Raw genomic sequence first — 12,065 nt, forward strand, 5'->3', positions numbered from 1 at the left:
GGTGTACTTCCTCAGGCGTCGGTCGGGGAGGTTTGTTCGGCCAGCGCCACGGCACGGAACATCGCGCGGCGCTTGTTCAGGGTTTCCTCCCACTCAAGGGCGGGCACCGAGTCGGCGACGATGCCGGCCCCGGCCTGAACGTGCAGTTCGCCGCCCTTGATCACGGCGGTGCGAATGGCAATCGCCGTGTCCATGTTGCCGTTCCAGGCAAAGTAGCCGACCGCGCCGCCGTAGACGCCGCGCTTGACCGGCTCCAGTTCGTCGATGATCTCCATGGCGCGGATCTTCGGCGCGCCCGACAGGGTGCCGGCCGGCAGAATGGCGCGCAGTGCGTCCATGGCCGTCAGCCCGTTTTTGAGCTGGCCGGTGACATTGGACACGATATGCATCACGTTGGAGTAACGCTCGATGACCATCTTTTCGGTCAGCTTCACCGAGCCAATCTCCGAAACCCGGCCGGTGTCGTTGCGGCCCAGGTCGATCAGCATCAGGTGCTCGGCCAGTTCCTTCTTGTCGCTGAGCAGGTCCTGCTCCAGCGCCAGGTCGGCTTCTTCGTTGGCACCGCGCGGGCGGGTACCGGCGATCGGCCGCACCGTGATTTCGTTGTCCTCGACGCGCACCAGCACCTCCGGCGAACTGCCCACCACGTGGAAATCACCGAAGTTGAAGAAGTACATGTAAGGCGTCGGGTTGAAGCAGCGCAGGGCCCGGTACAGATCGATGGGCGCTGCCTTGAATTCGATGGACATGCGCTGGGACGGCACCACCTGCATGCAGTCACCGGCCAGGATGTACTCCTTGATGGTGTTCACCCCACGTTCGAAGTCTTCCTGGGTGAAGCTGGAGCGGAACGCGGGCTCGGCCGCCGGCGGACGGTCCAGTTCCAGGCCGCGGCGCGGCGCGATCGGCTGGCGCAGCTTGTCCATCAGCGCATCCAGTTGCGCCTGCCCCAGCTCGTAGGCGTCAGCCTGGGCCGGGTCGGCCAGGACGATGGCGTGCATCTTGCCCGCCAGGTTGTCGAACACCACCACGGCATCGGACACCATCAGCAGAATATCCGGCACGCCGATGGGGTCAGGATTGGGGCACTTGCCCAGACGTTTCTCGACGTAGCGCACACAATCGTAGCCGAAATAGCCCACAAGGCCGCCATTGAAACGCGGCAGGCCGGGGATGGTCGGTACGTTGTAGCGGGCCTTGAAGGCCTCGACGAACGCCAGCGGGTCTTCGACGTGGTCGTGGCGCTCCACTTGCGCGCCATCGCGGGTGATCACCACCTGATGCTCGTGCACGCGCAGCACGGTGCGGCATGGCAGGCCAATGATCGAGTAACGGCCCCATTTTTCGCCGCCCTGCACCGACTCCAGCAGATAGGAGTTGGGCGCGTCGGCCAGTTTCAGGTAGATCGACAGCGGTGTGTCGAAGTCGGCCAGGGTTTCGCGGGCGAGCGGAATGCGGTTATAGCCGGCAGCGGCCAAGCGCAGGAATTCTTCACGGATCATGATCAGCCTCGTGGCATGAGGAGCAAAAACGGTCAGGTATGCAAACGCGCCGGCAGGGCCGGCCAGGTAAAAGTCAGGCGCGCCAACGCCAGCGGGCCAGGGCCTTGATGACTTTCATCCAGAGTTTGCGAGTGACCACCACGATGGAATCTCTGCGAGGGGAAGGTGTACTAGCCCCCAACGTTATCTCAGCCGCTGGATCTAAGCAACTGATCAGGTCGCTGAAATGGTCAATGACCATTGCCGGCGACTCTTCGGCAATGGGCCGGCCATGGTTGTAGCCATAACTCAGGGCGATGCAGCGCACACCGGCGGCCCTGGCGGCCAACACGTCGTTGCGCGAGTCACCGACGAACAGCGCATCGGCCGGCTCCACGCCGGCCATGCGCATCACTTGCAGCAGTGCGGCCGGATCGGGCTTCTGCTGGGGCAAGGTGTCACCACCGATGATCCAGCGGAAGAAACGGCCCAGTTTCATTTCATCGAGCAGCGGCGCGACGAACTGTTCCGGCTTGTTGGTGATCAGCGCCATCTCGACGCCGCGCTTCTGCAGCCACTTGAGGCTCTCGCGCACGCCGGGGTAGACCTTGGTCAGGGCATGGCCGCCACTGTAGGCATCCATGAACACCGCCAGCGCCTGGTCGGTTTCCACCTCGCCCACGCCGGTATGGTCGAGGCTGCCGGCCAGGCCTCGGCGCACCAGTACACGCACGCCGTTGCCGACGTAAGTGCGCGCGGCCTCGAGGCCTGCCGGGGCACGGCCGAGCTTGAGCAGCGTAGCGTCCAGGGCCGCGGCCAGGTCGGGGACGGAGTCGATCAGGGTACCGTCCAGATCGAACATCACCAGCCGTGGCAGCTTGGCCGGAACCCGCTGCTCGAAGCCGCTCATGAACGGGCCAGCGCCAGTTCGGAGCGCATCTTGTCGATGACTTCCTTGTAGTTGGGGGCGTTGAAGATCGCCGAGCCGGCAACGAAGGTGTCGGCGCCCGCCTGGGCGACGTCGCGAATGTTGTTCACGTTCACGCCGCCGTCGATTTCCAGGCGAATGTCCAGGCCACTGGCGTCGATCAGCGCGCGGGCTTCGCGCAGCTTGTCGAGGGTGTGGGGAATGAACTTCTGGCCGCCGAAACCTGGGTTGACGCTCATCAGCAGCACCATGTCGACCTTGTCCATCACGTACTTGAGCACGTCCAGGGGCGTGGCCGGGTTGAACACCAGGCCGGCCTTGCAGCCGCTGTCACGGATCAGTTGCAGCGAACGGTCGACGTGCAGGGTGGCTTCGGGGTGAAACGTGATGAAGCTGGCACCGGCTTCGGCGAAGTCACCGATGATGCGGTCCACGGGGCTGACCATCAGGTGCGCGTCGATGGGCGCAGTAATGCCGTACTTGCGCAGCGCGGCGCAGACCATGGGGCCGATGGTCAGGTTGGGCACATAGTGGTTGTCCATGACATCGAAGTGGATGATGTCGGCGCCAGCGGCCAGGACATTGTCGACTTCCTCGCCCAGACGGGCGAAATCTGCGGAGAGAATGGACGGAGCAATTGCAAAGGGCTGCATGACGCACCTTTCTGGGCTGGAATCACGGTGGCGCGCATTGTACCTCAGCTTGTCGGCATGGGGGTGGCGAGGTCGACCACCAGCGGTGGTCAGTAAGCACTGCGGTAGATCTGCTCGATGTCCCTGGCGCCGAGCTGGCGCGGGTTGTTGCGCATCAGCCGGTCAATGCCGCACGCCTCGGCGGCCATGGCCGGGATGGCGTCCTCGGGCACGCCGAAGCTGCGCATGCCTTTGGGAATCTCGACGGTGGCGCACAACTGCACCATGGCCTCGACCGCCGCCTCGGCCGCCTGCTGGTCCGACAACTGCGCCACCTGTAGCCCCATGGCCACGGCGATATCGCGGAACCGCTCCAGGCAAGCGATCTTGTTCCAGGCCATGACATACGGCAGCAACAGCGCATTGCTGACCCCATGGGCAATGTTGAACCGCCCTCCCAAGGGATAGGCCAGCGCATGCACGGCCCCTACCCCGGCGTTGCCGAACGCCATGCCGGCCATCAGGCTGGCGGTGGCCATGTCTTCGCGGGCCTGCAGGTTGGAAGGGTTGGCATAGGCCTTGGGCAAAGCCCGCACGATCAGCTTGATGGCCCCCAACGCCAGCGAGTCGGTGATGGGCGAGGCGTTGACCGAAATATAGGACTCGATGGCATGCACCAGCGCGTCTACCCCGCTGGCGGCAGTAACGCTGCGCGGGCAGGTCAGGGTCATCTGCGGGCTGACCAGGGCGACGTCCGGTAACAGGTAGTCACTGACGATACCTTTTTTCAGGTGAGCGGCCTTGTCAGAAAGAATCGCTACGTTGGTCACTTCCGAGCCGGTGCCCGCCGTGGTGGGAATGGCGATCAAGGGCGGTCCCTTGCGCTCCACGAGGCCCACCCCGAACAGGGCAGCCAACGGCCCGTCGTGCCCGGCATAAGCGGCCACGCTCTTGGCGATATCGATGGCGCTGCCGCCCCCTACCCCAATCAGCCCGTCATGGCCGCCCTGGCGGTAGGCGCCCATGCAATCCTCAACGATAGCGATCTCGGGTTCGGGCTGCACGCGGTCGAAAATGCCGTGGCGACGCCCACCCAGTTGCGCCACGGCAAGTGCCACGGTGCCGGACTGCACCAGCACCGCATCGGTGACAAGCAAAGGGTTGTGCACACCGAGGCGGGACAGTTCGCTGTCCAGTTGCTCGATGGCGCCTGCGCCGGTGAGCAGCTTGTTGGCGATCTTGAAGGCAGAGAGGGTCATGAATGCGGCCTTTTGGTCGGACAAGGGCTGCTTTCAGACTAGCCGAGGGCGCGGGCCAATGAGGGATCATTGGCCCCGTTGATAGTCGACGATCACGAACCAGCGATCAGGCCTGGGCCGTGCGCAACTTCTCGCTGCGCCCGCGCAGCCACTCCAACGTGAGCAACAGCACCACCGAGAAGGCGATCAGCAAGGTGGCCGCCGCCGCGATGGTGGGGCTGAGGTTTTCACGAATACCGCTGAACATCTGCCGGGGCAAGGTGGCCTGCTCGGGGCCTGCCAGGAACAGCGTCACCACGACCTCGTCGAACGAGGTCGCGAAGGCGAACAGCGCTCCGCTGATGACCCCCGGCGCGATCAGCGGCAAGGTCACGCGCCGGAACGCGGTCAGCGGTGAGGCGCCCAGGCTCGCCGCGGCGCGCACCAGGTTGTGGTTGAAGCCCTGGAGGGTCGCCGACACCGTGATGATCACGAAGGGCACGCCCAGCACCGCGTGCACCAGAATCAGCGAAGTGAAGCTGTTGCCCAACCCTAGCGGGGCAAAGAACAGGTAACTGGCCACGCCGATGATCACCACTGGCACCACCATCGGCGAAATGACCAGGGCCATCACCAGCGACTTGCCGGGGAAATCGCCACGGGTAAGGCCGATGGCGGCCAACGTACCGAAGACCATGGCCAGCACCGTTGCCGCCGGCGCGACGATGATGCTGTTGGTGAGGGCCCGCATCCACTCCGGCGACGCGAAGAAGTCCTGGTACCAGTGCAGCGAGAAGCCCTGCAACGGGTACACCAGAAAACTGCCGGAGTTGAACGACAGCGGAATTATCACCAGCACCGGCAGGATCAGGAACAGCAGGATCAGGCCGCACAGAATGCGCAGGCTGTAGAACCAGACCCGCTCCACGGGCGACATGTAAGGGCTCAGCATTTTCGGAATCTCCTCAGCTCAGGCGCAGGCGGCTGGCGCCGACCAGTTTGCTGTACACCAGGTACAGCAGCACGGTGGCCAGCAACAGCAGGCCGCCCAGCGCGGTGGCCATGCCCCAGTTGATGCTGGTGTTGGTGTAGAAGGCCACGAAGTAGCTGACCATCTGGTCGTTGGGGCTGCCCAGCAATGCCGGGGTGATGTAGTAGCCGATGGCCAGGATGAACACCAGCAGGCAGCCAGCGCCCACGCCCGCATAGGTCTGCGGGAAGTAGACGCGCCAGAAACTGGCGAACGGGTGGCAACCCAGCGAGATCGCCGCGCGCATATAGGTGGGCGAAATGCCTTTCATCACGCTGTAGATCGGCAGGATCATGAAGGGCAGCAGAATGTGCACCATGGAGATGTACACGCCAGTGCGGTTGAACACCAGTTCCAGGGGTTTGTCGATGATACCCATGGCCATCAGCGCACTGTTGATCAGGCCACCCGACTGCAGCAACACGATCCAGGCCGCCACGCGCACCAGGATCGACGTCCAGAACGGCAGCAGCACCATGATCATCAGCAAGTTGCTTTGACGTGCCGGCAGATTGGCGAGCAAATACGCCAGCGGGTAGGCCAGCAGCAGGCAGATGACCGTGATCACCAGGCCCATCCAGAAGGTGCGCGCGAAGATATCCAGGTAAATGGCCTGGTCAGGGGTGGCGGGGGCCACTTCGCCGAGGTCGTCGATACGATGGTCGACGGCCGCGAGCAGGTAATAGGGGGTGACATTGCTGGTGTTGCGACGGATCGCCTGCCAGTAGGCAGGGTCACCCCAGCGTTCGTCGAGGCTTTGCAGCGCTTCTTTATAGGAGGCCGGCTCAGGGGTGAAGGGCATCGCGCGGGCGGTTTTCGACAGCAGGCTGCGGTAACCGGCCAGTTCCATGTTCAGGCGTTTGGACAGATCGCCCAGGGTCTGGTTCTTGCGCGCATCCACCAAATCATCGCTGAGGGCCTTGTACACGGCCTCGTCCGGCAGGCTCTTGCCGTCCCAGGCCTTCACGGCGGCGACGGTACGCGGCAGCCCTTCCACCACTTCCGGGTTGCCCACGCTCTTATAGAGCAGCACAGCGATGGGCACCAGGAACACCAGCAGCAGAAACAGCACCAGCGGCGCGATCAGGGCCTGGGCCTTGAGGCGGTTGAACCGCTCGGCACGGGCCAGGCGCTGTTTCAGGTTAGGGCTGGCGACCTCTTTGAGGGGCACTGCAAGGGCCATGGTCTACTCCGCGAATCTTTGAACTCAAGGCGCGCCACCGGGGAGTGGCGCGCCGCCTGCATGGGGTTACTTGGCAGCCCAGGCGTTGAAGCGCTGTTCCAGTTGCTCGCCGTTGTCAGCCCAGAAGCCCACGTCGATCTGCACCTGGTTGGCGATGTTTTCCGGGGTGGTGGGCATGTCTTTCAAAATGCCCTTGTCGAGCAGCGGTACCGCCTGGCTGTTGGCCGGGCCGTAAGCGATGTTCTCGGAGAAAACCTTCTGCTGCTGCGGCTTGACCGAGTAGGCAATGAATTTCTTCGCTTCCTCGGCATTCTTGGCGCCCTTGGGGATGGCCCAGGCGTCGAAGTCGTACACGCCACCGTTCCACACCACCTTGAGGTTGCTTTCCTTCTGCACGGCGGCGATGCGGCCGTTGTAGGCCGAGCTCATCACCACGTCACCCGAGGCCAGATACTGCGGCGGCTGAGCGCCGGCTTCCCACCACTGAATGCTGGGCTTGAGCTCGTCGAGCTTCTTGAAGGCGCGGTCCTGGCCTTCCTTGGTACCCAGCACCTTGTACACATCCTTGGGCGCCACACCGTCGGCCATCAGGGCGAATTCCAGGGTGTACTTGGCACCTTTGCGCAGGCCACGCTTGCCCGGAAAGTTCTTCACGTCCCAGAAATCGGCCCAGCTGGTGGGCGCGGTCTTGAGCTTGTCGGCGTTGTAGGCCAGCACAGTGGACCAGACGAAGAAGCCAACGCCACAGGGCTGAATAGCACCCTTCACGTAGTCGGCTTCATTGCCGAACAGTTTCGGGTCAAGCTGTTCGAACATGCCCTCGTCACAGCCACGGGCCAGTTCCGGTGATTCCACTTCCACCAGGTCCCAGGACACACTCTTGGTGTCGACCATGGCTTTGACCTTGGCCATCTCACCGTTGTATTCACCGGCGACGATTTTGCCTTGCCCGGACTTTTCCCACGGCTGGTAGAAGGCTTTCTCCTGGGCCGCCTTGTTGGCGCCGCCGAAGGAGACCAGGGTCAGGTCGGCCGCCGCCATGGCCTGGCCCGCGCCCATCAGGCCCAGTGCCAGGGCGGTGAACTTCAAGTGCTTGAGCATTTATGCGTCTCTCCACAGTGCAGGGTTGGTGTTGCTTGGGGGCGATTGGCTCGCCTCTAGTCGACTAACAACGGGTCCAGCGCACGCGCGTGCTCGACCTGCCAGCCGAGCGGTACCACATCGCCCACCGCCAGTGCCGGGTCCAGCTCGGCAATTGGCTGCTTCACGAAGAAGTCCGACTTGCCGCACACTTCCAGGCGCACCCGCACGTGGTCGCCCAGGTAGATGAATTCGGCAACCCGGCCAGAGAATCGATTACTGCATTGCTCACTGTGGCCATCGAGGAACACCCGCTCGGGGCGGATCGACAGCGTCACCGGGTCGCCCGGCTCGCCGACGTTCACCGCCAGCGCCTGGATCTTCTCGCCCCGCTCCAGGCCCACCACGCAACGGTCGCCGTCCTGGGTAATCAGGCGGCCATTGAGCCGGTTGTTTTCGCCAATGAAGTTGGCCACGAAGGTATTGCGCGGTTCCTCGTACAGGGCGCGCGGCGGGGCGATCTGCTGGATCTCGCCCTGGTGGAACACCGCCACCCGGTCAGACATGGTCAGCGCTTCGCCCTGGTCGTGGGTGACATAGACCACGGTTACGCCCAGACGCTGGTGCAGGTGCTTGATTTCCATCTGCATGTGTTCGCGCAGTTGCTTGTCCAGGGCGCCCAGAGGCTCGTCCATCAGCACCAGTTGCGGTTCGAACACCAGCGCCCGGGCCAGCGCTACCCGCTGTTGCTGGCCGCCGGACAGTTGGGCCGGGTAGCGCGCGGCGAATTTGCCCAGTTGCACCATGTCCAGTACTCGCTTGACCCGTTCGCTGACATCGGTCTTGCTCAGGCCGCGTACGGACAACGGGAACGCCAGGTTTTCCGCCACCGTCATGTGCGGGAACAGCGCGTAGTTCTGGAACACCATGCCGATATCGCGCTTGTGCGGTGGCACGTTGTTGATCGAGCGCCCGGCCAGCAGTATCTCGCCGGCGGTGGGCGTCTCGAACCCGGCCAGCATCATGAGGCTGGTGGTCTTGCCGGAGCCGGAGGGGCCGAGCAGGGTCAGGAACTCGCCCTTGCGGATGTCCAGGTTGAGGTCTTTGACGATCAGCACTTCACCGTCGTAGCTCTTTTGCACGCCACGAAAGCTGACCAGCACATCGCTCGCCCCAGCGCTTGAATTCACCTCGCTCATACCCACACCTTTCGATTATGACTGCCGTGTGAATAAGCCTAGTGAAGGCTGCAGGCCACGCAAATCGGGGGCCGGGAGAGAATGGCATCAGCCGGATGGAAGGCTGCGGGTAGGGATCGCCCTACACGGATGGCGGGAATGGATATGTTTTTTCGGCGAGGCCCGAAACCAGGCCCTGCCCCCTGTCGCAATTGGATAAATACTGATCGGGCATGAGCCCGCCGCCGTGCGAACTGTTCAGCCGGGCGCCGTTCTAGACCAGCTTATGCTCCATGGCGTATTTCACCAGCTCAGCCAGGGAAGTAACGTTGAGTTTCTGCATCAGCCGCGCCTTGTGGGTGCTGATGGTCTTGCTGCTAAGCGCCAGTTGCTGAGCGATGTCATTGACGTTGGCGCCTTGGGCCAGGCGCTCGAATACCGAGAATTCGCGCTCCGACAACAGCGAATGCAACGGGCGAGCATCGGTGAGGCCTACTTCGAACACCATGCGGTCGGCCAGGTCCGGGTCGATATAGCGCCCACCGTTGGCAACGCGCCGGATGGCGGTCAACAGCAGGGCCGGGTCGCTGTCCTTGGTGGCGTAGCCCGCGGCGCCAACCTTCAGCGCCCGGGCGGCCATCTGCGCTTCATCGTGCATGGACAGCACCAGGATGGCGGGCGGGTTGTTCAGCGCACGAATCCGCGGGATCGCTTCAAGGCCGTTGACCCCGGGCATGGAGATATCCAGGAGCACCACTTCGCAGGGCGTGTGCCGCAGGGTTTCCAGCAACTGCTCGCCATTGCTGGCCTCGCCTACCACCAGCAGGTCACGGGCCAGGCCGATCAACTGCTTGATGCCCTCGCGCACGATGGTGTGGTCTTCCGCTACCAATACCCGTATCACCGCCCTACCCCCAACACCGAACGCTCATTGACTGGAACGCGAACCCGCAGGGTTGTGCCCTGGCCCGGCTCGCTGTGCAACTGCAACACCCCGCCGAGCATCAGCACTCGCTCGCGCATGCCCACCAGGCCAAAGGAGGTGGATGGGCCGGCCCCCACCACGAAACCGTGGCCGTCATCGCTGACACTGAGCACCAGCCAATCTTCATCCACCTCAAGGGCAATGTCGACTGTCTGCGCCTGGGCGTGGCGCATCACGTTGGTCAACGCTTCCTGGAGAATGCGAAACAGGCCGGTGGCCTTGGCGTCGCTGAGCGCCGGGACAGGCTCGGGCACCTGTACCAGGCAGGGTATTCGCGTACGGGCCTCGAAGCGGCGGGCCTGCCATTCAATGGCCGAGCCGATGCCCGCGTCCAGGATCGGCGGCCGCAAGGCCGTGGCCACATCGCGAACCAGCTGGAACAACTGGGCGATCAGGCGCTTCATGCTATTGAGACGCTCCTGAAGGCCAGGGTCCAACTCCGCGTAGGCCAGCTCGCACATGGAGGTTTCCAGCTTCAGCACGGTCAGCATCTGCCCCAGTTCATCATGCACTTCCCTGGCAATACGGGCCTTTTCTTCCTCGCGAACGCTTTCCAGGTGGGCCGACAGCTCGCGCAGTTGGTCCTGGGAGCGTGCCAACGCCAATTCGGCGTGCTTGCTCTCGCTGATGTCCCAGACAATGCCATCCCACACCCGGCCTTCGCCCAGGCCGCGGGACATGGCTTTGATTTCGACCCAGCGCTCGTGGCCGTCCCGGGTCAGCATCCGGCCCTGCCACGACCAGTCACTGTCGGTGTCCAGGGCCTGGTCCTGGGTGCGGTGGTAACTGGCGCGGTCTTGGGGCTGCACCAGGTTGCGCAGCCCCATGTCCGGGTGGCGCAGCGCGGCCGGGGAATAGCCCACCAGGCTTTCGCTGCCCTCACTGATGTAGGCGAACTCCAACTGGCCGCCGGCCTGCAACCTTTCCAGGCGGAATACCAGGCCGGGCACGTTGGCGGCGATACCTTGCAAGCGCGCCTCGCTCTCCTGCAGGGCCGCTGTGGCGCGGCGCCGATCGGTCACATCGGTAAGGTACACGACCAGGTACTCGGCATCGTGAAAGCGCAGGAAACTGAGGGACACGTCGGCAGGCAGAAAACTGCCATCGGCGCGCAGGCACTGGCTCTCGAAACTCAAGGCCTCGCCTTCGCTGGCCCGGGCGCGCTTCCACAGGTTCAGCCAGCGGTCCATGTGCAGGCCGGGCTCGAAATCGATCAACGGGCGGTTCAGCACCCCACCAGCCGAGTAACCCAGCAAACTTTCGGCCGCACGGTTGGCGTAGCGCACGTGGCTGTCCCAGTTCACCCACAGGATCCCCACGGTGCTCTGGTCGATGGAGAACTGGGTGAGGCGCAAGGCCGCTTCCCCTGCTTGGCGCCGGGCAAGGTCATCGCGGGCCTCCATCAGCCGGCCCTCCAGCCAGTGCTGCTGGCGACGCTGCCAGAACACGATGGCGATGGCCGACAGCGCCAGCACGGCGAACAGCAGGCTCAGGTTCTGCCAGAAACCGGGGGACTCGGTCAGGCGCGGGTAGCGTGGTTGCAACCAGCGGCCGTGCAGTTGTTCCAGATCCTTGGCGGGAATGGCCTGCAACGCCGCTTCAATGACCTGGGCGAGGATTGGCCAATCGCGACGCGAGCCTACGCGCAGCAACTGCGGCAGGCCGATGTCGCCCACTACTACCAGGTCGGCGAAATCGCTTTCCCCCGAGAGGCGCCCCAGTTGCGCTTCATCCACCACGGCATAGCGCGCCTGCTGGCTCAGCAGCAATTGCAGCGCCTGGCGCTCAAGCGGCACGCCCTGCAGGTTGAGGTTCGAATAGGTGCTGCGCAAGTAATCGGCCACGGGGCTGGGCATGCGCACGGCCACCCGGTCTTTACTGTCGAGCTTTTCGAGGTCCACGGCCACGGCGCCGCTGCGCTCGCCCACCACCAATTGCGGAATGCGCATGTAGGGGTCGGAAAACAGCCACAGGCGCAGGCCGGCCGGGGTCTGAACCAGGCCAGGGGCCATGTCTACCTCGTCGTCGCGCAGGGCGCGCTCCAAGGCCGCCTGGTCCGGGAAATTGCGCCAGTGCAGGTCCAGTTGCAGACCCTTGGCCAGCCAGTTGATCACCTCGACATTGACCCCCGAGAGCTGCTGCAAGCGCCGGTCGTACTGGGCGAACGGCGCCTGCAGGACCACGCCCACGCGGATTTCCCGGTGCTGGTCCAGCCACGCCTGCTGTTCAGGGCTCAACGCCACCGGCGCGGCCAAGGCGATCAAGGGTAGGCACAACCAGCCGATAAGCACCCAGCACAATCGAATCATCGCAGCTCTCATCACCCATGA

At 63.9% G+C, this 12,065-nt stretch carries 10 protein-coding genes; all 10 read right to left on the reverse strand.

Annotated features, from left to right (window positions below; genetic code table 11):
* Nucleotides 1–11 precede the first annotated feature (11 nt).
* Complete coding sequence (gene trpE, locus HWQ56_RS26105; protein ID WP_176572083.1) at nt 12–1,502, reverse strand: anthranilate synthase component I; 1,491 nt, start codon at nt 1,500–1,502, stop codon at nt 12–14.
* 73 nt (nt 1,503–1,575) lie between these two features.
* A complete protein-coding gene (locus HWQ56_RS26110; RefSeq protein ID WP_176572084.1) occupies nt 1,576–2,391 on the reverse strand; it encodes a phosphoglycolate phosphatase in 816 nt (271 codons plus the stop codon).
* The gene (gene rpe / locus HWQ56_RS26115) at nt 2,388–3,062 is read right to left on the reverse strand and encodes a ribulose-phosphate 3-epimerase (RefSeq protein ID WP_176572085.1); all 675 of its coding nucleotides are present in this window, start codon (nt 3,060–3,062) and stop codon (nt 2,388–2,390) included. The genes HWQ56_RS26110 and rpe overlap by 4 nt, the downstream gene beginning before the upstream one ends.
* A gap of 89 nt (nt 3,063–3,151) precedes the next feature.
* Nucleotides 3,152–4,300, reverse strand: coding sequence for an iron-containing alcohol dehydrogenase (locus tag HWQ56_RS26120; protein ID WP_176572086.1), 1,149 nt, complete (start codon nt 4,298–4,300; stop codon nt 3,152–3,154).
* A 106-nt stretch (nt 4,301–4,406) separates the two neighbouring features.
* On the reverse strand, nt 4,407–5,231 hold the full coding sequence (locus tag HWQ56_RS26125) for an ABC transporter permease (protein WP_176572087.1): 825 nt from the start codon (nt 5,229–5,231) through the stop codon (nt 4,407–4,409).
* 13 nt (nt 5,232–5,244) lie between these two features.
* Entirely contained in the window at nt 5,245–6,492 is a 1,248-nt protein-coding gene (locus HWQ56_RS26130; protein WP_158153240.1) for an ABC transporter permease, read from the reverse strand.
* A 66-nt stretch (nt 6,493–6,558) separates the two neighbouring features.
* Nucleotides 6,559–7,593, reverse strand: a complete 1,035-nt coding sequence (locus HWQ56_RS26135; RefSeq protein ID WP_176572088.1) for an ABC transporter substrate-binding protein — start codon at nt 7,591–7,593, stop codon at nt 6,559–6,561.
* Nucleotides 7,594–7,649: 56 nt separating this feature from the next.
* Nucleotides 7,650–8,771, reverse strand: coding sequence for an ABC transporter ATP-binding protein (locus HWQ56_RS26140; RefSeq protein WP_158153238.1), 1,122 nt, complete (start codon nt 8,769–8,771; stop codon nt 7,650–7,652).
* A 253-nt stretch (nt 8,772–9,024) separates the two neighbouring features.
* Nucleotides 9,025–9,654 carry a response regulator gene (locus tag HWQ56_RS26145; RefSeq protein WP_158153237.1) on the reverse strand — a complete coding sequence of 210 codons (630 nt, stop codon included), beginning with the start codon at nt 9,652–9,654 and terminating at the stop codon, nt 9,025–9,027.
* The gene (locus HWQ56_RS26150; protein ID WP_176572089.1) at nt 9,651–12,044 is read right to left on the reverse strand and encodes a PAS domain-containing sensor histidine kinase; all 2,394 of its coding nucleotides are present in this window, start codon (nt 12,042–12,044) and stop codon (nt 9,651–9,653) included. Before HWQ56_RS26150 ends, HWQ56_RS26145 begins: the two co-directional genes overlap by 4 nt.
* Between the last annotated feature and the right edge of the window lie 21 nt (nt 12,045–12,065).

This window comes from Pseudomonas eucalypticola (genome assembly GCF_013374995.1).
Lineage (GTDB): Bacteria > Pseudomonadota > Gammaproteobacteria > Pseudomonadales > Pseudomonadaceae > Aquipseudomonas > Aquipseudomonas eucalypticola.